This window comes from Nocardia concava NBRC 100430, assembly GCF_000308815.1.
Lineage (GTDB): Bacteria > Actinomycetota > Actinomycetes > Mycobacteriales > Mycobacteriaceae > Nocardia > Nocardia concava.
Genome location: NZ_BAFX01000066.1, coordinates 38472 through 59909, shown reverse-complemented (window position 1 = coordinate 59909; position 21438 = coordinate 38472). Strand labels below are relative to the sequence as shown.

19 protein-coding genes are annotated in these 21438 nt (G+C 68.3%); 9 read left to right on the top strand and 10 right to left on the bottom strand.

Annotated elements, in window-relative coordinates; all coding sequences use genetic code 11:
- Positions 1–365 (top strand): DUF8189 domain-containing protein (locus ON43_RS14120; RefSeq protein WP_218003261.1); only part of this gene is annotated, 365 nt, incomplete at its 5' end.
- 85 nt (positions 366–450) lie between these two features.
- Here the strand turns inward: ON43_RS14120 and ON43_RS14115 are convergent.
- Positions 451–3396, bottom strand: a complete 2946-nt coding sequence (locus ON43_RS14115) for an AMP-binding protein (protein WP_040807671.1) — start codon at positions 3394–3396, stop codon at positions 451–453.
- A 382-nt stretch (positions 3397–3778) separates the two neighbouring features.
- Here ON43_RS14115 and ON43_RS14110 point away from each other — a divergent pair, with 382 nt between their 5' ends.
- The 4 genes from ON43_RS14110 to idi all read left to right on the top strand — a co-directional run bounded on the left by ON43_RS14110 (position 3779) and on the right by idi (position 8399).
- On the top strand, positions 3779–5185 hold the full coding sequence (locus ON43_RS14110) for a family 2B encapsulin nanocompartment shell protein (protein WP_040807670.1): 1407 nt from the start codon (positions 3779–3781) through the stop codon (positions 5183–5185).
- 15 nt (positions 5186–5200) lie between these two features.
- Positions 5201–6901 (top strand): family 2 encapsulin nanocompartment cargo protein terpene cyclase, encoded by a 1701-nt coding sequence (locus ON43_RS46185; protein ID WP_040807668.1) that lies wholly within the window; start codon positions 5201–5203, stop codon positions 6899–6901.
- A gap of 65 nt (positions 6902–6966) precedes the next feature.
- Positions 6967–7839 carry a geranyl diphosphate 2-C-methyltransferase gene (locus ON43_RS14100; RefSeq protein WP_040807666.1) on the top strand — a complete coding sequence of 291 codons (873 nt, stop codon included), beginning with the start codon at positions 6967–6969 and terminating at the stop codon, positions 7837–7839.
- A complete protein-coding gene (gene idi / locus ON43_RS14095; protein ID WP_040807663.1) occupies positions 7836–8399 on the top strand; it encodes an isopentenyl-diphosphate Delta-isomerase in 564 nt (187 codons plus the stop codon). The genes ON43_RS14100 and idi overlap by 4 nt, the downstream gene beginning before the upstream one ends.
- A gap of 212 nt (positions 8400–8611) precedes the next feature.
- Here idi and ON43_RS14090 read toward each other — a convergent pair whose 3' ends face one another.
- From ON43_RS14090 to ON43_RS14060, 7 genes are all read right to left on the bottom strand, one after another.
- Positions 8612–9811 (bottom strand): RNA polymerase sigma factor, encoded by a 1200-nt coding sequence (locus tag ON43_RS14090; protein WP_040807661.1) that lies wholly within the window; start codon positions 9809–9811, stop codon positions 8612–8614.
- Positions 9811–10149, bottom strand: a complete 339-nt coding sequence (locus ON43_RS14085) for a YciI family protein (RefSeq protein ID WP_040807659.1) — start codon at positions 10147–10149, stop codon at positions 9811–9813. The genes ON43_RS14090 and ON43_RS14085 overlap by 1 nt, the downstream gene beginning before the upstream one ends.
- A gap of 29 nt (positions 10150–10178) precedes the next feature.
- On the bottom strand, positions 10179–10577 hold the full coding sequence (locus ON43_RS14080; protein ID WP_040807658.1) for a VOC family protein: 399 nt from the start codon (positions 10575–10577) through the stop codon (positions 10179–10181).
- A gap of 130 nt (positions 10578–10707) precedes the next feature.
- Positions 10708–11955 carry a globin domain-containing protein gene (locus ON43_RS14075; RefSeq protein ID WP_040807656.1) on the bottom strand — a complete coding sequence of 416 codons (1248 nt, stop codon included), beginning with the start codon at positions 11953–11955 and terminating at the stop codon, positions 10708–10710.
- 8 nt (positions 11956–11963) lie between these two features.
- Positions 11964–12422: an RrF2 family transcriptional regulator gene (locus ON43_RS14070; protein ID WP_040807654.1), complete on the bottom strand. Its 459-nt coding sequence runs from the start codon at positions 12420–12422 to the stop codon at positions 11964–11966.
- Positions 12423–12609: 187 nt separating this feature from the next.
- Positions 12610–14115: an NCS1 family nucleobase:cation symporter-1 gene (locus ON43_RS14065; RefSeq protein ID WP_040807652.1), complete on the bottom strand. Its 1506-nt coding sequence runs from the start codon at positions 14113–14115 to the stop codon at positions 12610–12612.
- A gap of 114 nt (positions 14116–14229) precedes the next feature.
- Complete coding sequence (locus ON43_RS14060; protein WP_040807651.1) at positions 14230–14748, bottom strand: hypothetical protein; 519 nt, start codon at positions 14746–14748, stop codon at positions 14230–14232.
- 118 nt (positions 14749–14866) lie between these two features.
- Between ON43_RS14060 and ilvA the strand changes: the two genes are divergently transcribed.
- Positions 14867–16090 carry a threonine ammonia-lyase gene (gene ilvA, locus ON43_RS14055; protein ID WP_040807649.1) on the top strand — a complete coding sequence of 408 codons (1224 nt, stop codon included), beginning with the start codon at positions 14867–14869 and terminating at the stop codon, positions 16088–16090.
- Between the two features lie 4 nt (positions 16091–16094).
- Here the strand turns inward: ilvA and ON43_RS14050 are convergent, their stop codons facing one another.
- Positions 16095–16418, bottom strand: coding sequence for a DMT family transporter (locus ON43_RS14050; protein WP_040807647.1), 324 nt, complete (start codon positions 16416–16418; stop codon positions 16095–16097).
- 73 nt (positions 16419–16491) lie between these two features.
- Between ON43_RS14050 and ON43_RS14045 the strand changes: the two genes are divergently transcribed.
- Positions 16492–17253: an alpha/beta fold hydrolase gene (locus ON43_RS14045; RefSeq protein WP_040807645.1), complete on the top strand. Its 762-nt coding sequence runs from the start codon at positions 16492–16494 to the stop codon at positions 17251–17253.
- 23 nt (positions 17254–17276) lie between these two features.
- On the opposite strand, the gene ON43_RS14040 is transcribed toward ON43_RS14045, so the two are convergent.
- Complete coding sequence (locus tag ON43_RS14040) at positions 17277–20138, bottom strand: ATP-binding protein (protein WP_040807644.1); 2862 nt, start codon at positions 20136–20138, stop codon at positions 17277–17279.
- A gap of 188 nt (positions 20139–20326) precedes the next feature.
- Here ON43_RS14040 and ON43_RS14035 point away from each other — a divergent pair, with 188 nt between their 5' ends.
- Complete coding sequence (locus ON43_RS14035; RefSeq protein ID WP_040807642.1) at positions 20327–20674, top strand: VOC family protein; 348 nt, start codon at positions 20327–20329, stop codon at positions 20672–20674.
- A 38-nt stretch (positions 20675–20712) separates the two neighbouring features.
- On the top strand, positions 20713–21171 hold the full coding sequence (locus tag ON43_RS14030) for an iron chaperone (protein ID WP_040807641.1): 459 nt from the start codon (positions 20713–20715) through the stop codon (positions 21169–21171).
- Positions 21172–21438 lie beyond the last annotated feature (267 nt).

The window sequence follows — 21438 nt, the reverse complement described above, 5'->3', positions numbered from 1 at the left end:
GCGAATCCGCGCTCGGGGGCTACGCCAAACAGGTTGCCGCGGTGCAGAACAGTGATGGCAGGCTCGAGGTCGTTTATGTCGGCACCAACAGCGCGCTGTACCACAACTGGCAGGCCGTCGCGGGCGGCGGCTGGGCGGGGGAAACCGCGCTGGGCGGGTCCGCCAAACAGGTGACCGCGGTCCAGAACGCCGACGGCAGACTCGAAGTCGTCTACGTCGGCACCAATGACGTGCTCTACCACAACTGGCAGGTCACGGCGGGCGGCGGCTGGAATGGGGAGTCCGCGCTGGGCGGGTCCGCCAAGCAGGTCACCGCCGTTCAGAACGCCGACGGACGACTCGAAGTGGTCTACGTCGGTATCTGACGGTAATTCGTTCTCCCCGAGCCGGTCTCGTCGACCGGACCGACAGGTGCCCCGGCGGAATGGCCGGGGCACCCGCGGGTTCGGGTCAGGCGAAGAGACGGGCGGCGAGGTCGGGGGTGAGGACTTCGTAGGTTTCGGTGGTGCGGTTGTACCACCAGGTGTTGTCGTCGGGTTCGGAGCGGCCTGCCGCCTGGACCGCGCGGGTGGAGGGGCGGAAGGTGGAGCTGCGGGGGATGTCGTCGACGACGTAGACGATGTCGGGGCGCTGGTCGGCGGGCAGGACCCGGACCGCTTCGGTGACGTCCTTGGGGGCCAAGGTGAAACCGTCGCGGACGCTGACGGCCGCCACCGCGAGGACGCGGTCGCCGGCGGGGAGCGCGAAGGCCACTTCCATGTCGACGGCGGTGATGTCGTTCAGGGCATCAACCACCGGCTGGGTGTAGACCGGGCCGCGCGGGGTCGGGATGACCGTGTCGCGGCGGTCCATCAGCCAGTAGTCGCCGTCGGAGTCGCGGCGGAAGAGGTTTTCCGTCGGCATCCAGGCGTCACCGGGGGTGAACACGCCGCGCAGGCCGCCCGCGGACAGATCGACCGTGTCCGTGACAGTGCCGATGAGCAGCCCCACCTCGTTGTCGGCGCATCGGCGTGCGAAACCCGTGTCCTCGACCTGGATTTCGTCGGTCAGCGGGTCGTAGGCGATGAGCTCGACCTTGGCGGTGCCGGGAACCGGACGCCCCTTGGAGCCGACCTTGACGCCGGACACGTTGGCCAGCACCACATCTCCCTCGATGGAGGCGTAGAACTCGAGCACGCGGGCGGGCTCGAAACGCTCCTGGGTGCGCCGCCACAGCCCGCGCGGCATACCGGATCCGATGAAAAGCCGGATCGGATGCGGGTGCCCGTTCGGGAAGGTGTCGGCATCGAGGATGTCGCGCAGCATGGTCCAGGTGTAGGTGACCACGGTGACGCCGTAGCGGTGCACCTCCTCGGCGAACCGCGCCGGATCCAGCGAGCGGGCCAGCGCGATCCGGCTGCCACCGGCCACCGCGCCGCCCAGGCTCACCAGCAATCCGGACGAATGGTGCAGCGGCGCAAGGCAGTACACGGTGTCGTGGCGGCCCAGGTCGGCTGCGGACGCGGTGCCGAAGGCCGAGAGCGCCCACCGGTGATTGGTCACGTACTTGACGTCGAACTTGTCGCCGGTACCGGTCACCAGGATGAACGCCAGCTCCCGCGCCAGACCCGGATCCGGCCGGTACCAGGCGGGCAGGCTCACCTGCGCCGGATCGATCTTCTCCAGATCGACGACATCACGACCGGCCGGAATGTCGAGCCCGCGCGATTCGCCGCCACCGAGCACCAGGATCCGCAGCCCGGTGGCCGCGGCATTGGCCAGATTCTCCGGATCGGTGATGAGCAGCCGCGTCCCGGTCAGCTCCGCGACCTTCGACAGCTCGCTGCCGGGCGCGAGCAGCACCGCCACCGCACCGAGTCGCGACAGCGCAGCGACCGCGGCCAGCGCACTGGGCCGGGTCTCCATCACCACGCCGACCCGGGTGGCCGGGCGCACGCCGACCGAGATCAGCCCGCGCACCACATTGTCGATGCGCTGATTGACCGCCTGCGCGGTGTGCACGCGGTCGTCGAACAGGAACAGCTCCCGCTGCGGCCCGCGCCGCGCCTGCTCGGCGAGCAAGCGCCCCAGCGAGATTCGGGTGTGCGGCTGGATCATGCCGAGCCGGGTCAGGCGCGGCAGCGCGCGGGCGGCCTCGCCGGTGAGCTCGACGGTGCCGCGCAGGGTCTGCCCGGCCACGCCCTCGATGGTCTTGCCCAGGCTGGTCCCGGCCTCGGCGAGGCTGCCCAGCGCGTGCACGGCCCGGGTCAGCCCGGTGCGCGGAATATTGCGCACCACCTCGGTGCTCATCGGCTGCACCTGCTCGGGCAGCTCGTTGCGGCCGGACAGGTAGTTCACCCAGTCGCGCACCACAGGCCAGGTCTGGCGGGTCGCGGTCGAGCCTGACACCAGCCCGAAATGCCCTGCCACGATGCTGGCTTCGTACACCTCGGCATTCGGCGCGGCGCGCACGATACCGCGGACCGCGGCGGGCTGGCCGATATCGTCGACCTCGCCGACGAAGGCCAGGATCGGGCAGGTGATCTCGGCCAGCGAGATGAGCTGGTCGCGGATCACGAAGCCGCCCAGCATCATTCGATTGTGTTTGACGAACTGCTGCAGCAGGTCGGTCAGCGCGGGCCCCGGGTAGCCGAGCCAGCCGTCGGCCTCGAGGAAGCGGCGCTGCCGTTCCTTGGGCAGCAGCGCCTCCCGGTTGTGCAGCTGGCGCAGGAAGTCGATGCGCGCCCGCGCCGTCTTGACCGGGTCCAGCGCCTGAAAGCCCAGCCGCACCATGGAATCGGTGATCGGCAGCCGGTTCAGCACATGGTCGGTGAGGAAGTCGGCGGCATCGGACACCAGCCCGTGCGGCAGCCCGAAGGGCATGCCCGCCACCGCATCCACCGGGCTACCGAAGGTCACGATGGACTCGACGCCCTTGCCCGCGCGGTAGGCGGCGGTCTGGTATGCGAACATGCCGCCTTGGGAGTACCCCATGAGATGCACACCGCGACCGGTGATTTCGGTGACGGTGTCGATGGCACTGGAGACGGCCAGCACATGATCGGCCAGATCCCGTTCCCAGCCGCCCTCTTCGGTCGCGGGCGAGCCGAAATCCACCACCCAGCAATCGATTCCGCCCTGATGCAGAATGCCGACCGCCCCATCGGCGGCATTCACGTCCCAGATCTCGGCGGTCACCATGATGGGCGGCACCAGCACCACGACCGGACGGTCGGCGACCGCATCGTCGGGGAAGTAGTGCCGCAGGCGGTACATCCGCTTCCGCTCCACCACCTCGTACGGCGACGATTCGATCTCGTGAACCAGGCCCCCGAACCGGATCACCTCGAGCCCGTTCTGCGCGGTCGCGACAAGTCGCTCGATCGGACCGACAACGGACCTCGTATTGAATTTCACGGCTTCACTCCCAGACTTTTCCTGGCCTTGACCAGCGTCACCCGCCCCGACGCGTCCCGATGAGCTTGCCATAGCACCACCCTACTGCGCTGGCGCTGTGACCAGAGCCATGCGGGGCATCGGACACGACCGCGCGGGCCACCCGGACGCAAAGCAAACCGGCCGTTCGGGGTTTACGGGTTACAGCAACATTCCAGGCATCATGTTTTGGCTTTTCGCTACACCGCAAGAGCAATGGGCCTACCATCGGTAGGCGCTGGATCGCACTGTCGCGCTTGTCAATTCACTCACTTGACTATTACCGCAGACCTTCGGGTCTGCCATTTCGCCGTGGACTCCCCCATTTGTATCCGCGGTGTCCCTTCGAGGTGAGGACCGCAGCATGACCATTGAAATGCCACTTCAAACCGAGAACGGCCAGCGCAAGTCCCTCAGTACCGCCGCCGCCCACCAACTGGCGCACACCACCAAATCCGAACCGCAGATGCAGGGCATCAGCTCCCGCTGGCTGACCCGTTCGCTGCCGTGGAGCCAGGTGAAGGGCGGTGTCTACCGCGTCAACCGGCGCCTCACCCACACCGTCGGCAACGGCGAGGTGGAGTACATCATCAACGGCCCCAGCGCCCGGGTCATCCCGCTCGAACTGCAGGAGCTGCCGCAGCTGCGCGGCTTCGACGACGAGGAGATCCTGGCCACCGTGGCCGGCCGCTTCGAGCAGCGGGATCTGCCGCCCGGCACCGTGGTCGCCGAATTCGGCAACCCCATGGACCAGGTGCTGCTCATCGTGCACGGCAAGCTGTCCAAGATCGGCACCGGCGAGTTCGGCGAGACCACCAAGCTCGGCATGCTCGGCGGCGGCGATTTCTTCGGCGACGAGACGCTGACCGATCCCGACGCCATCTGGCCGGTCACCATCAAGACGGTCACGCCCACCACCATGCTGGTGCTCAGCCGTTCCAGCCTGCTGCAGCTCGAGGAACAGATTCCGGCGCTGCAGGAACATCTGGCCGCGGTCGCGCAGGCGCCCGCCCTGCCGCAGAACAAGTACGGCGAGGCCGAGATCGTCATCTCCTCCGGCCATTCCGGTGAGCCCGTCCTCGACGGCACCTTCGTCGACTACGACTCCCAGCCGCGCGAATACGAGCTCAGCCTGGCCCAGAGCGTGCTCCGGGTGCACACCCGTGTCGCCGACCTGTTCAACGATCCGATGGATCAGATCGAGCAGCAGCTGCGCCTGACCATCGAGGCCCTCTACGAGCGCCGCGAATACGACCTGGTCAACAACCCCGACTTCGGCCTGCTCCACAACTGTGATCTCAAGCAGCGCATATACAGTGAGGCCGGCGCACCCACACCCGACGATATGGACGATCTGCTGTCCATGCGCCGCAGCACCAAACTGTTCCTGGCCCACCCCAAGGCGATTGCCGCCTTCGGCCGCGAATGCTCCAAGCGCGGACTGTATCCCGACCCGGTGGAGGTGGACGGCCACCGCGTGCCCGCCTGGCGCGGGGTGCCGATCTTCCCGTGCGGCAAGATCCCGGTCAGCGAGAACCAGACCACCTCGATCCTGGCCATGCGCACCGGCGAGAAGGATCAGGGCGTGATCGGCCTGCACCAGACCGGGATTCCCGACGAATACGAGCCCAGCCTGAACGTGCGGTTCAAGGGAATCGACGACCAGTCGATCATCTCCTACCTGGTGAGCTGCTACTACTCCGCCGCCGTCCTGGTCCCCGACGCGCTCGGCATTCTCGACAATGTGCTGGTCGCCCGTCAGTCCGACTGAGCGGGGTGGCCAGTCATGTCGGTGCTCTCCCGCGCCGCGGCCCCGCCTGCCACCTCCGAGGTGGCGGCGGCCGTCGCCGCCCTGCTGACCAATCTCGACACCACCGCCCCCGCGGATCTGCTGGCGGACCCTTCGGCCGTGTCGGCGGCGGCCGAAGCCGTTGCCGCCCTGACCGATTCCCGGCTGCTTGCTGACGACCCCCGCCTCGGCCCCTCCGACGCCGCCGAGGCACACTCCCCCCGCAGGCTGCTCGGCCCCTCCGGCCTCGGGGCCCCGAGTCTCCGTGTGAACCTACCCACCCCCAAGGTGATCACGGAGCTCGCGGGACAGGCATCGCGTCCGCCGTCGCCTGCCGGCGGCGCGGTGCCGACACCACCGCTCCCGACATCCCCTGTCGGACAGCCGCTCCGACCCATCCCGCGGTCTCTGGGCTCGGGTCGAGTTCCGGCCGCGCCCGCGGAAACCCCGGCTGCGGAGGCCAAGACCGCACCGCCGAGCAACAGCCCCGCCCTGCGAATCGCGAGCGGTCCCACCGGGATCGGGACCGTCTCCGCATACCGCCGGGCCGGGGTACCCGGTGCTTCAGCCCTGTCCGGTCCTGCGGCCGACACTCCCACGGTCGTGATTCCGGCTCCCGACGTCGCGGGTTCGGCTGCGGCCCCGAGTGTTTCGCACGGCCCGAGCGGCATCGGAACCTCCTCGGAGCAGCGGAGTCAGCGCAGTCGAGGCTCCGCGATTCCGGCGCTCTACTGTCCGCCGCCGGTGCGGGACGATCCCGCGCTGGCGGAGGCGGTGAACGTCGGGATTCTGGCCTGGGCCGAGGAGATCGGGCTGTACGAGGGGCGGCTCGACGAGCTGCGCAAGGCCGACTTCGGGCGGTTGATCATGCTGGCACATCCGGACTGCGATGACGCGGATCGGCTGCTGGCGGCCGCCAAGTGCGCGGTGTCGGAGTGGTCGGTGGACGACTACTACTGCGAGGAGGACGCCAGCGATATCGCGCCGGACGGTAGCCACTCCAGCGCGGAGGCCGAGCTGGGCCCCAGGCTCGAATTGGCTGCCGCCGCAATGGATCCGGTGCACCTGCCACTGCAGTATCAGGTGGAGGTGGAGAAGGCCATGGAGAACGATCCCATCCTGCGCGCCTTCCGGACCTCCTTCGAGCACCTGTCCCGGTACGCCACCCCCGCCCAGATGGCGCGGCTGCGGACCGAGATCGCGGGCTGGTTCATCGCGCTGGGCGCGGAGGCCGGCTGGCGGTTGGCGGGCCGCATGCCGCCGGTGTGGGAGTACCTGCTCAACCGGCAGCCGCACAGCTTCCTGCCCTGTATGGCACCGATCGACGCGATCGGCGGCTACGAGCTCCCCGCCGCCGAGTACGCCGATCCGCGGGTGCGGCGGGTGGTCACCACCGCCGCGCTGGCCGCCCAGATGGTCAACGACCTCTACTCCATGGCACGCGAAGATCTTTCCGGCGGAAGGGAATTCAACCTCCCGACCGTGCTGGCCGCCGAGGAGAACTGCTCGCGACGCGAGGCCGTGCAGCGCACCGCCGAGGTCCACGACGAACTGGTGCACCGCTTCGAGGCCGAGGCGGGCATCCTGGCCGCCACCGGCACCCCGGAACTGGTGCGCTTCCTGACCGGGCTCTGGTCCTGGATGGGCGGCAACCGCGCCTGGCATGCCGACAGCCGCCGATACAAAGACAACCCCTGAGCCACAACATTTTTCGTGCGCAGTGCTTCCAGCGTCATATCACCCATTCGAGAGGATGACCTGTCATGACCGCGCTCCACCCGCAACCCGACGCCGTGCTGAAGACCGAGTATCAGAAATCGGTCGCGTCGTATTGGAACAACAACCCCAATGACGACCGCGTCAACACCAAGCTCGGTGAGGTCGACGGCCTCTACCACCACCACTACGGCATCGGCGAGCCCGACCTGTCGGTGCTGGAGGGACCCGAGGAGACCCGGCAGGAGCGGATTGTCCGGGAACTGCACCGCCTCGAGACCGCCCAGGCCGACCTGCTGCTCGATCAGCTCGGCGACGTCCGCCCCGGCGATCACCTGATGGACGGCGGATCCGGCCGCGGCGGCACCAGTTTCATGGCCAATCAGCGCTTCGGCTGCCAGATGGACGGCGTCACCATCTCGGAGTACCAGGTGGGCTTCGCCAATGAGCAGGCCCGCGAGCGCGGCGTCTCGGACAAGGTGCGCTTCCACTTCAAGAACATGCTCGACACCGGTTTCGAGTCCGGCTCCAAGCGCGGCATCTGGACCAATGAGACCACCATGTACGTCGACCTTTTCGAGCTGTTCGCCGAATTCTCCCGGCTGCTCGAGCCCGGCGGGCGCTACGTCTGCATCACCGGCTGCTCCAATGACGTGTTCGGCGCGCGGTCGGCATCGGTGAGCTGGATCGACGCCCACTACGGCTGCAACATCCACCCGCGCAGCGAGTACTTCAAGGCGCTGGCCGCCAACAACCTGGTCCCCATCGCGGTCACCGACCTCACCCCGGCGACCATCCCGTACTGGGAGCTGCGCACCCACTCCGAGCTCGCGACCGGTGTCGAGAAACCGTTCCTGACCTCCTACAAGGAGGGCAGCTTCCAGTACCTGATGATCACCGCCGATAAGGTGGGTAGGTGACCGGCACCCTCGATAACTCCGACGTCGACCGTGAGACCCTGCTCGTCGAGCTCGTAGACGAGCAGGGCCGGGCGCAGGGATCGCTGTCGGTAGCGGCGGCGCACACCGCGCCCGGACGGCTGCATCGGGCGTTCTCGGTGCTGCTGTTCGACGCTGACGGGCAGGTGCTGCTGCAGCAGCGCGCAGGGGTGAAGACCCGTTTTCCGCTGCTGTGGACCAACACCTGCTGCGGCCATCCGGCACCGGGCCAGACCGTGATCGAGGCGGCCACCAAACGGCTGCACGAGGAGCTCGGGCTCACCGCCGATCTCACCGAGGTCGGCACCTTCACCTACCAGGCCACCGACCCGAACACCGGCCGCGTCGAATTCGAATTCGACCACGTCCTCATCGGCCGCCTGGAAGACGCAGCGCCGCAACCGAATCCGGCCGAGGTGGACGATATCGCCTGGGTTGATCCGGACACCCTCGCCACCGAGGTGGCGGCCGATCCCGCCCGCTACACCCCGTGGCTCGCAGGAGTTTTGGCGGCCGTCCGGGACGCCGGGTCTGAGCACTGAGCGGTTCCACGGAAGTCCAAACGGAAGTCCAACCCGGCGTCGGAAGTCCAACCCGTCATCCCGGCGTGCTTTTGGCCGGGATCTCGCTGCACTAGGTGGATTCCGGCCAAAAGCACGCCGGAATGACGAGGAGAGCTTTCGACTAGGCGCTCAGCTCCCCGCCTCAACGCCCGCCGCCGGACCGGCGCGCGGGTGTCAGGTCGGCTCCGGTGTCAGGTCGGCTCGGACCATTCCAGGCGTTCGGTGAGCAGGTCCTGTTGCGCGGGGTTGGCGGTGAGAGCGAGCGCCCGGCGATCCGCCGTATGCGCCTCGAGGTTACGGCCCAGGGCGCGAAGGAGTTCCGCGCGGGTGGCGTGGAACAGGTGGTGCCCGTCGAGTTCCGGAGACAGCGTCTCGAGCTCGCGCAGGGCCGCCTCCGGGCCCAGCACATAGCGCACGGCCGTCGCGCGATGCAGCCGCACCACCGGGCTCGGCGCGATGTGCAGGAGCATGTCGTAGAGGACGAGGATCTGTGTCCAGTCGGTGTCTTCCCAGGTCGGAGCGGCGGCGTGGCAGGCGACCAGGGCGGCCTGTAGTTGGTACGGACCCGGACGGTGGTGTGCGGCAGCGCGTTCCAGCAGCCGGTCGGCCTCCGCGATGGCGTCGTGGTCCCACCGGGAACGGTCTTGGTGTTGCAGCAGAATGATTCCGCCGTCCGGGCTGAAACGTGCTGCGGCACGGGCCTGGTGCAGCCGGATCAATGCGAGCAGCCCGAGCACCTCCGGCTCCTTCGGCATCAGCCAGGCCAGCGTCTCGGCGAGATATTCGGCGTCGTCGGCCAGGTCCCGCGCCTGCGGCCGATCGCCGCCGCTGGTGAGGTAGCCCTCGTTGAACAGCAGGTAGATGACGGCCAGCACCTGAGCGAGACGCTCGGGCAATTCCTGGTCCGACGGAACGCGATACGGAATCCCAGCCTGGGTGATCTTGCGTTTGGCGCGGGTGACCCGCTGGCCGATCGTCGCTTCAGGCACGAGGAAGGCGGCCGCGATCTGGGCGGTGGTGAGACCGCAGACCGTGCGCAGCGTCAAGGCGACCTGAGCCTGCCTGGGCAGCGCGGGGTGACAGCATGTGAAGATGAGCCGCAGGCGATCATCCGGTTCCGGCCGAACCGGCCAATCGAGCTGAGAGAGCTTGTCCCGGTACACATTCTGACGGCGCAGCACATCCAGCCCGCGCCGGCGCGCGACCGTGAGCAGCCAGGCGTCGGGATGCTCCGGAATTCCCTCGACCGGCCAGCGCTGCAGCGCGGTCTCGATCGCGTCCTGCATGACATCCTCGGCGGCGGCGAAGTCGCCGAGGACGCGGATCAGGCACGCGGTGAGCCGGCCCGCGTGATCGCGGACGGTGCGGGCCAGCTCGGCGTGAACGTCCATCACATGATCGGCCGGATCTCGACCAGCGGGCAGCCCGGCCACGAGCGGGCCAGTGCCATGGCCTCGTCGAGATCGGCGACGTCGACCTCGGCGTATCCGGACACGACCTCCTTGCCCTCGATGAACGGTCCATCGGTGACAACCGCGTCGCCGCCGGACAGCCGCATGGTGGTCGCGGTGCTCGGGTCGGCCAGCTTCTGATGGTGGGTGACCTGCGCCGCGTTCCGGGCGAACCATTCGTAGACCGCGGCGTAGGCGGCCTGCCGATCGTCGTCGTTCTTCGCCGCGAGCTCCTGGATGAACTCCTCGGTCTCGATGAACATCAGGACGTATTTCATGGGTGCCTCCTCGGTGTCGTACGGCCGGATCAGTGGGCGGGCAGCGGGCAGTAGAGGTCGATGCCGTTCCCGTCCGGGTCCAGCACCGTCGCGTAGCGCATTGCCCAGGGCGCGTCGAAGGGCTCCTTCACCCCGGTGTATCCGGCCTCGGCCAGCTCCGCGTAAAGCGCGTCGACGGCATCGGGGCTCGGCGCCTCGAAGGCCAGGAAGTTGCGGGCTCCGCCGGTCGGCGCGGTCCAACCGGGCGTGATGGAGGCCCGGAACGGCTGCGTATCGAGCATCAGATGCAGCCCGCCCGGCAGGTCCGCCCCGGCATGGCCCGGGAAGGCCGAATCAACCTTGAATTCGACTCCGAGCCGCCGGTAGAAGGCCATCGAGGCCTCCAGATCAGCCACCACGATGTCGATCGTATTCAGCACCAGTTCCATGACGTTCCCTTCTCGGTTGCGCGTCGGGCGATTTGCCCGCGCTTCAATTCCGAGACGAACGGCGAACGGCCCGATCCGACACTTCCCGAAAAAATTCTCGAGCGCGGCGGATCAGGGCGCTGACTGGGCGCTACGCCGGGGCCGGAGCCTGCTCGGCGTTCAGCAGCCAGTCGTTGGGTGCGAAGAGTTCGAAGTGGACCCGATCCGAGGGAATGCCCGCGGACATGAGCTGGGCCCGGACGTACTGGAGGAAGCCGGTGCCACCGCACAGGTAGTAGTCGGCGTCCTCGGGGAGGTCGGTGCGGGTCACGTCGAGCAGACCGTGACCGTCGGCCCGGTACCAGGCGCGGTAGTAGACGTCGTTCAGGCGCGTCGCGAGATCGGTGACGGATTCGCGCAGCGGGTGCGCGGTGGTGGAGCGGTCGGCGTGCAAGATGACCGTTCGGCGCGAAGGGGTTTCGGCGGCCAGGTATTCCAGGATGCCGACCATCGGGGTGACGCCGATGCCCGCCGAGATGAGCACGAGCGGGGTGGTGGCCTCGGTGTCGATGGTGAGATCGCCGAAGGGCAGCGTGATTTCGAGGGCATCACCCGGCTGGACATGGTCGTGCAGCCAGCCGGAGACCTCGCCCGCCGGAGTGTTCTCCTCCGCGAGCACCCGTCGCACCGTGAAGGCCAGGCGGCTGTCGCCACCGCGATTGACCAAGCTGTACTGCCGCAGCTGACGCGCGCCGTCGGGCAGCCGCACACCGACGGAGATGTACTGTCCCGGAAGGAATCCGGGCAGCGGCCGCGACGGATCGGCGGACTCGACCACGAAGGTCGCCACGCCCGAGGAATCGTCGATGCGCTGCACCACACGGGTTTCCCGGAACACGTCGCCCGGTTCGACCCCGGCCGAATCGTAGAGTTCCCGCTCGAAATCGATGAGAGTCGTTGCCATCAGCCAGTACACGCGATCCCAGGCGGCGGCGATCTCGGGAGTGACCACGTCCGCGCCCAGCACCTCGACGATTGCGGCGAACAGGTGCTCGTGCACGATGCGGTATTCGGGCTCGGTCACCCCGAGCGACACGTGCTTGTGCCCGATGCGGGACAGCAGTTCTCGCGGATGCGGCAGCGCGGGATCCACCAGATGGGTGGCGAAGGTGGCGATGGAGGCGGCGAGGGCCTTCTGCTGCGCGCCCTGCTGCTGATTGCCGCGATTGAAGCGGTCGCGCAACAGGTCCGGATGGGCGGTGAACATCTTCGAATAGAACAGCGGGGTGATCTGATCGATGTGCGCGCCCACCACGGGCAGGGTCGCGCGAATCACCTCGGCGTGCTCGGGCTCCAGCTCGGGAATGCGGTTGAGCGTGGAATCCGGCGCGAGCCTCATGAGGTCTCCTAGATGTCGATGAGTGCGGCTGCCGGGAAGACCGGCATATGCAGCAGATCCACGGTGCGCTGATCCACCAGATCGGAGAGGACGTACCGATCGAGTTCGGCGTAGAAGGCTTTCTGCGCGGTGGCGAGCACGCCCCGCAAACGGCAGGCATTCGCCAGCGGGCACGGATTGTCACCGACGCAGTCGATGACTTCGTGATCGCATTCGAGCTGGCGGACAATGGTGCCGACGGTGGTGGTCCGGCCGAGTTCGGTCAGGAAGACACCACCGGTGCGGCCGCGCTGGGACTCGACATAGCCGAGCTCGGCGAGCCGGGAGACGGCCTTGGCAACGTAGTTCTCGGAAGCGTTTACCTGTCGCGCAATAAGTTTGACGGTGACTCGTTCCTCGGCGCCACTGCTGACCGTCAGGCGCATGAGCGACCGCAGGCCGAGATCGGTGAACCGGGAGAGCTGCATGCCTTCAACGGTACTAATTCCGATTCCCGAAAGCATATTTTGAGCGTGTGCTCTTTAATACTCCATTCCGTGGGGAATATGTAGCCCGAAACACAATGGGGGAAGGACATTTATCACTGGACAGCAAATCCCTGGCATCGGCCGGCACCGCTACCAGGGATTTCCTATCGGGCGATCACTATTGCGCTCAGGCTGCGACTGCTTTCGCCGGAGCGGGGGCCATGAGCTTGGTCCGCGTGGCCAGCCCGTAGTAGATGGCCAGCGCCAGACCGCATCCGATGAACCAGCTGTACTCGGCCGCGGTGTGCATCCCGTACACGTTCTTGGCCAGCACCGGGAACACCGCCGCGATGGCACCGATCACGGTGGAGATCACCGCGACCGGGTTGAATCCCTTGGTGTACCAGTACTTTCCGGTCTCGGCCATGGTGAACAGCTCGTCCACCACGATCTCGCGCTTGCGCACCAGGTAGTAGTCGGCGATCAGCACACCGAACAGCGGTCCGATGAACGCGCCCAGCACCTCGAGGGTGTAGTGGATGACGTCCGGGTTGTTGTACAGGTTCCACGGCGTGATCAGCACCGACCCGACCGCCGCGATCATGCCGCCCATGCGCCAGCTGATCTTCTGCGGGCTCACGTGCGAGAAGTCGAAGGCCGGGGAGATGAAGTTGGCGACGATATTGATGCCGACGGTCGCGATGGTGAAGGTCAGCGCGCCCAGCACGATGGCGAAGGTGGAGTCGATGCGCGAGACCGTCTCGACCGGGTCGGTGATGAGCTCGCCGTACACCGGGATGGTCAGCGACGCGGTGATCACCACCAGCAGCGAGAACGCCAGGAAGTTGACCGGCAGGCCCAGCAGGTTGCCGCGCTTCACCGCGGCCATCGACTTGCTGTAGCGGGAGAAGTCGCCGAAGTTCAGCATCGGCCCGCAGAAGTAGGACACCACCAGCGCGATCGCGCCCAGCACCACCGGCAGCGCGTCCCAGCCGTGGTACTTGACCGAGCCCAGCTGCAGATCGATCGAACCCCAGCCGGCCTTGTAGATCAGGTAGCCGCACAGGAAGAACATGACGACATACACGGCGGGACCGCAGAAGTCGATGAACTTGCGGATCGACTCCATGCCCTGCCAGAACACCGCCGCCTGCACCACCCACAGCACCAGGTACGCACACCAGCCCAGCAGCGACAGCCCGAGGAATCCGTAGTCCCCCGACACCGCGTACGGCGCGAGGCTCGGGAACAGCTTGACCGCCACCACGATCAGCGCCGCCGACGCCAGATAGGTCTGGATTCCGTACCAGGCCACCGCGATCAGACCGCGAATGATGGCCGGGATGTTCGCACCCTTCACGCCGAAGGCGCTGCGGCACATGACCGGGTACGGCACGCCCGCCCGCTGGCTGGGCGCGGCCACCAGATTGCACAGGAAATATACGATCGTGATGCCGATGAGCAGCGCCGCCAGCACCTGCCAACCGGCCAGGCCGAGCGCGAAAAGGCTGCCCGCGGTGACGTATCCGCCGACGCTGTGCACATCCGACATCCAGAACGCGAAGATGTGGTAGCTGCCCCAGGTCTGCTTCTTCAGCGGGGCGAGATCGTCATTGGTGAGGCGGGGGTCGTAGTCTGGTGTCGCCGCTGGTGTTTCCGCCGCGGCCGCGGCGGGGGTGACGATGTCGGTCATGGGGTGAATCCGATCCGGGAGCCGAAGATGGTGGGCTCAAGGTAGGAACGGGCCGTTCCCCACGCATTGCTTTTCGGTTTCCGGGTTATTGCGTGACCCGTATATCTTTCCGGGTCACATCATGGTGGCGCTCAGATGGCCGACGCCGGTGGGCACTCCGGGGCCCAGGCAGCCCATCACCATGTCCGGGTTCATCATGTCGTAGTCGGCGCTGACCCGGACCCAGTTGCCGAGGCCGAAACCGTTCACCACCTGCATCGGGCCGACCGTGGGCTGGGCCATGCCGACCGGCCAGGGACCCCAGAGCGTACTCGTGTCGCCGTTGTCCCAGGTGATCCAGACGGTGAGCGGGCCGTCGGCCGGGTGCATGCAGTCCGACCACGCGATGTGCTCGCCGGTGAAGGTGGCGGAGGTGATCCCGGGGTAGCCGGTGCAGCCCCACAGCCGGCCCACCGAGGTGAAAGTGAGCAGGGTCGGGGTCATGGTGATCGCGCCGTTGACGGCGGTCCAGCGGAAGTCACCGCCGCTGCACGTGCCGATGGAGTCGGCGTGGGCGGGCGGGGCGGCGAGCGGGGCCAGGGCGGTGACCGCGGAAACGGTCAGTGTGGCCAGCGCTTTCACGATCGTGGGCACGGCGAGAACATAAACCCGGTACGGGTCGCCAGAGGGGATTGCCGGTCACACGCCGTGTCTTTGAAAAGATACAGCTGTTTTGCGCCGACGGGCGACAGTGGAGTGAATCACTGGCAACATGACCGCCATGGAGCTCATGGCGCGGATCGAAGCGGCGGCGACCCTGCTGGCACCGGTGATCCGGCGGACCCCCGTGGTCGCCTCGCGGGTGCTGTCGGAACGTGTCGGGCACGAGGTCTACCTCAAGTGCGAGAACCTGCAGCGGACCGGTTCGTTCAAGCCGCGCGGGGCCTACAACCGGATCGCGAATCTGTCCGAGGCCGAGCGGTCGCGCGGCGTGGTGGCGGCCAGTGCGGGCAATCACGCGCAGGGCGTGGCGTGGTCGGCGACCTCGCTGGGTATCGAGTCCACGGTGTTCATGCCGGTCGGCGCGTCACTGCCGAAATTGATGGCCACCAAGGCCTATGGCGCGACCGTGCATCAGGTCGGCGACACCATCGACCAATCCCTCACCGCCGCACGGGAGTTCGCGGAGCAGACCGGGGCGACGCTGGTGCACCCGTTCGATCACATCGACATCGTGGCCGGGCAGGCGACCTGCGGGCTCGAAATCCTCGACCAGCTACCGGATGTCGGCACCGTGCTGGTGCCGACGGGCGGCGGCGGACTGCTCGCGGGCGTGGCCGCGGTGCTGCAGCGGCTGAAGCCGGAGGTGCGGGTGATCGGGGTGCAGGCCGCCGAGGCCGCCGCCTGGCCCGCCTCGCTGGCGGCCGGGAAGCCGGTGGCGCTGGAGCAGATGGCGACCATGGCCGACGGTATCGCGGTCGGGCTGCCCGGTGAGGTGCCCTTCGAGCACATCCTGGATTCCGCGCCGACCATCGTGACCGTCGACGAGGACGCGCTGTCCAAGGCGTTGCTGCTGTGTATGGAACGCGCGAAGCTCATTGTGGAACCGGCCGGTGCTGCCGCCGTCGCCGCCCTGATGGCATGTGCCCCGGCCGAACTCGCGGTGCGCGGCCCGGTCTGCGCCATCCTCTCCGGCGGGAATATCGATCCGCTGCTGCTCACCCGCGTCATCGGTCACGGACTCAGTGCCGCGGGCCGCTATCTCGCCGCCCGCGTCACCATTTCCGATCGGCCCGGCAGCCTGTCGCGCCTGCTCGCCGAGCTCGGTCGCACCGGTGCGAGCGTCCTGGATGTCGTCCACTCCCGCACCGGCGCCTGGCTGGCCATCGACGAGGTCGAGGTCCTGCTCACCCTCGAAACCCGCGGTCCGGCCCACCGCGACGAGGTCCTCGACGCCCTGGAGACCGCCGGATACGTTGTGCGCGTGGCTGACTGACCTTTCAGTGCGCCCCGCCCAGTTCCAGGGCGAGCACTCCAGCGATCACCAGCACGATTCCCCCGATCTGCACCGGCGTGATGTGCTCGTCCAGGAACAGCGCCCCGATGGTCGCCACCGCAACCACCCCGACCGCGGACCAGATCCCGTACGCGACACCGATGGCCATCCCCCGCTTCAGGGCCTGTGACAGGAAGTAGAACGCCGCCCCGTACCCGATCACCACGATGATCGACGGCACCAGCTTGCTGAACCCCTCCGAGATCTTCAGCGAAACCGTCGCCGTCACCTCACACGCAATGGCCAGTCCCAGCAGCAACAAGGTCATAGCCGCAGGATAGCCATACCGTGTGACCAGTCTCTCGCTCGACCGGGCCCGGACGCGGGCAGAGACTTGGTGCATGGGTGCTCTCGCGGTGCGGCGGTGGGGAAACGGGCCTGAGGTCGTGCTCGTGCACGGCGGGGCCGGGCCGAAAACGACTTGGGCCGGGCTGGATTCGCTGGCCGAGCGGTGGACGCTGGTGGCGGTGTACCGCCGCGGCTACCCACCGAGCCCACCGGTACCGAACGGGGGTCAGGACTTCCTGATCGATACCGAGGATCTCGCCGCGGTGTTCGCCGAATACCGCCCGCACGTGGTCGCCCATTCCTACGGCTGCCTGGGCACCCTGCTGGCCGCCGGACGAGATCCGAGCCTCGTCCGATCCTTGACCCTGATCGAACCCCCGCTCTACTTCCTCGCCCCCGACGACCCGAACGTGGCTCGCCTGAAACATGTCGGCGACACCGTCCTCACCGAAGGCCTCGACGCCGACCCCACCATCCTTCGCGAATTCCTCACCCTCTCCGGCTCCCCCGGCGTCGACGCCGACCCGCTCCCCGCCCCGGTTCAGGCCGCCGTCCGCCGAGCCCACCGCGGCCGCCTCCCCGGCGCAGCCCGCCCCAACCTGAAAGCCTTACGCACAGCGGGCATTCCGGCCTTGGTCGCGTCCGGCGCCCACCTCCCGGCCCTGGAAACCATCTGCGACGCCCTCGCCGAAACCCTCGCCGCCGACCGCGTCACCGCCCCGGGCGCAGGCCACTTCGTCCCAGCCGCACCGGGTTTCGCCGCCCACCTGAACGACTTCCTCTCCGGCGCGGAAGCCATCTCGCTTCGCCCGTGACGTCGGCCCGCGTCGGTCCGCTCCTAGAGGTGGACGAGGGCGGTCATCGGGGCCAGGCCCAGGGTGGTGAGGGTGGTCGCGGCTTCGGCCGCTTCATCGCCGCCCGCGAGGATTTTGGTGCGGGCGGATTGGTAGCGGCAGCCTGCGGCTTCGAATGTGGTTGCGGTGGAGAGGAGGCGGGGGCGGTCCTTGGTGATGAGGGCTTCGGCGCGGTCGATGATGGCGGTGGCCAACGGGTTTCCGGTGGTGGCGGTGCGGGCCTCGGTGAGATCGGCTGCGGGGTCGAGGGTTCCGGTCATGGCGGCGGCCTCGGTGTGGAGGGCGATGTACCAGGGGTACCAGGTGCCGGTGACCTTGGCGCGCGCTTCGACCGGGGGGAGGGCGGTGCGTTCCAGGGCGTCGAGGGGCTGGCCGTGGTGGAGCATCAGGAGGGCGTCGAAGACGGCTTGGTAGCCCTCGGCGTCGGAGGCGGGGGTGCCGAGTTGCTGGAGGACGCCGGTCCATTCGCGTTCGGCGTCGAAATCGTCGCGGAGGCCGTGGATCATGCGCACGCCCGCCGCGGCCGCGCCGAGGGCGGATCGGGCGGGGCAGTCCTCGCGGTGCCAGGACTCGAGGAAGCGGGCGCCGTGGGTGAGGACCTCGTCGACATTGCCCGCCAAAGCATCTGCCACCAGCAGGCGGCTGGTCGCGGTGTGGCCGACCTCGGCGAGCATGGGGTGCTCGGCGAGTTGGCGGGCCCAGCGGCGGGCGCCGGGGAGATCGCCCGCGCCCAGGCCGAATTCGGTGGCCTGGCCGAGGGCGTCGATGAGTTCGTGTGTGCCCGCCGGAGTGTCGGGGGCGGTGGAGAGCAGACGGATGCGGCGGCGTGCGGTGGCCGCCGCGGCGACCGGGTCGCCCGCGCGGCTCTGGGCGGCGGCGAGGACGTCCAGGGCGGCGGATTCGGCGATCGGGTCGCGGGTGGCGTGTGCGAGTTCGACCGCGTGCTGGGCCAGTGAAACCGATTCCGCCACAGGGATATCGGACGGTGTGTGCGGCACTCCGAACGGGTCGCCGAGTGCGGCTGCTACCGCCAGGGCGACGGCCGCATTGGCAGCGGCCGATCGCGCCCCGTCGGTCTGCGTCGCACCGCCCGACTGGGCGCTGCCGTTCGCGGTGCCGGCCGTCGCGTCGGTCAGCTGCCGCGCCTCGTCGATCAGCGCGAGTACCTCCGACCGGGCCGGGAGCTGCTCGAACTTGCCCCAGAAGCGGTGGGCCGAGGCGGCGGCGGTGGCCAGGTCGATGGCCGCGCCCGCGGAATCCCCTGCACCCCGGGCGAAGTCGGCGGCGCCACGGTGCAGCCCGTACATGTCGTCGGCGTTGCCCTGGCAGCCGGCGGCCGCGGCAGCGTGGCGCAGGAGTTCGGCGGAGGTGGCCGGATCGTCGGCCAGGTAGGCGGATTGGGTGAAGCGCCATTGGGATTCGCCGGTGAAATGGCGGTTGAACAGCAGGTGGGCGAACTGGCGTCCCAGGCGGTGGGCATCGGCCCGCTGCTCGGGCAGTTCGGCCGCCCAGCCCAGGGCGGCACGGAAATCATCTGCGGCGGTATCGAATCGGGACCGCCAGTCGCCGCGCAGCGTCGAGAGGTTGCCCGCCTCGGTGAGGCAGGAGCGCAGGTGTCCGGCGCGGGCGTCGGTCAGTTCTCCGGCGGTCTCGAGCTGTTCGAGGCCGTACTGCCGGATGGTCTCCAACGCCCGGAACTGGGTCCCGGCCGGGGTGTCGGTCACCACCAGCAGGCTCTGCTCGGCCAGTCGCGCCAATCCGGCGGCGACCGTGCCCTTTTCGACTCCGGCCACCTCGGCCGCCGCCTCCACCGAGAACGAGGTCATGAACACCGAGACCCGCCGCAGCAGCACCTGGTCCTCGGGTTCGAGCAGGGCGTGGCTCCAGTCCAGCGCCGCGCGCACCGAACGGTGCCGGTCGTCGGAGCGGGCGCCGCCGGAGAGCATGCGCAGCTGATCGTCCAAACCGGCTGCGAGACCGTCCAATCCGAGGGTGGTCCAGCGTGCGGCGGCCAGTTCGATGGCCAGCGCCACGCCGTCGAGGCGCTCGCAGAAGCTCGCGACCTGGTCGCGCATGGCGTGGTTGGGCGGCCAGCCGCCCGCCGCCGCGCGATCCATGAATAGCTCGACCGCGTCCGAACCGCCTTCTCCGGCAAGTGACATCGGCGGCACGGCGTAGGCGCGCTCGAACGGCACCATGAGCCGTGCGCGGCTGGTCGCCAAAACGCTCACGCCCGGGCACGTTTCGAGCAACTGTTCCAGGAACGGCGCGACGCCGTCGCGCACGTGCTCGCAATTGTCCAGCACCAGTAGCGCGTTCCGATCGGCGAGGGTGGACAGCACGGCGCGGTCGAAGGCACGGCCCGGCTGCTCACCGATGCCGAGAGCCATGGCGACGGTGCCCGCGACCACGCAGACGTCCGGGCTGGCGAGCGGCACCAGATCCACGAACCACACCCCGTCGGCGAAGTCGGCGGCCACATCCGCGGCCACCGCCAGCGCGAGCCGGGTCTTGCCCACTCCGCCCGGACCGACCGCGGTCACCTGCCGCTGCGATTTGATCAGTTCCGTCAGCTCGGCGCGTTCCCGCGCGCGACCGATGAACGACGTCAACGGCTTCGGCAGCGTGGGCGCGGGCTTCGGGCTCGCGGCATTCGTGGCGGCCGCGTGCTGCGCCAGCGCCCGGCGGTCGGGCACCTCCAGCTTCCGCAGCAACGAGGACACATGGCTCTCCACCGTGCGCACCGAAATGAACAGTTGCGCCCCGATCTCGGCATTGCTGAGATGCCGCCCGACCAGCTCCAGCACTTCCGCTTCCCGGGTGGAGATCTCCAATGTCACAGCCATGGATTCAAGTCTGCCCCACGGGGACCCCGCGCACGGTACGGACGGATACCGAGTCCACTCAGTGGTGGATTCCGTGGTCGCCACGGATGTGGCCGGGGGTGCCCGGGAGCGAAGCTGAATGCACACCGGGTTCACCGGAACCGACCGGATCACCAGCCGATTCGGACCCCCGACACAGAGGAGAAACCATGACGACGATGGGCATCAAGACGGTCCTGCACCCGGTCTCCGATCTGGCCGCCGCCAAATCCGTCTACTCGGCGCTGCTGGGGATCGCACCCCAGACCGACTCCCCCTACTACGTCGGTTTCGAGTCCGAGGGCCAGCACATCGGCCTGGTGCCCGACGGCGGACCGCAGTCCATGACCACCCCCGTCTCCTACTGGCACGTCGCCGACATCGAGGCCAAGCTCGCCGCCCTGACCGCCGCCGGCGCCACCGTCACCCAGCCCGCCCGGGAGGTCGGCGGCGGCCGCCTGGTCGCCACCGTCGCCGACACCGACGGCAATGTCCTGGGCCTCATCCAGGACCGCTGACCCCTTCCCACTCCCCCACTCCCGCAAAGGAATCCATCATGGCCACCCAGACCTCCCCCAAGAACAACTCCGTCACCTTCAGCGCCGAAGAGCGCGCCGCCATGAAGAGCCACGCCGCGGAACTGAAGGCCGCCGCCCGCCGCGCCAAGTCCGCCAATGCCGCGGCCGAGGCCGAACAGGAAGTGCTCGCCAAAATCGCCGAAATGACCGGCGCCGACCACGAAATCGCCGAACGCCTGCACACCCTGATCAAGTCCGTAGCCCCCGAACTCACCTGCAAAACCTGGTACGGCATGCCCGCCTACATGCTCGACGGCAAAATCCTCTGCTTCTACCAGGCCGCCGGCAAGTTCAAGACCCGCTACGGCACCCTCGGCTTCAACGACATCGCCAACCTCGACGACGGCGACGCCTGGCCCACCCACTTCGCCCTCCGGTCCATGACCCCCGCCGTCGAAGCCCGCATCACCGAAACCCTCCGCAAGGCCCTGAGCTGACCCTCCGCCGAACCCGCTTGCCCGCCACCATGACCCGGTGGCGGGCAACCGCCGTTTCATCCGCAGTGAGTCTGCTCGGGGACACAGTGACCACATCGAACCTCGTGTCACGCCGGCCGTTCCGAACAGCACGGAATACGGCAGCTGAGTGCTTCGTTCGGTGATCGGCTCGGCGGGCACGGATGGGCCTATTCCTACATTTTGGCACCGCATTTCGCAGAAACCTGCTCGCTGGCGCCGGTTTGTGTAGGAATAGGCCCATCGAGC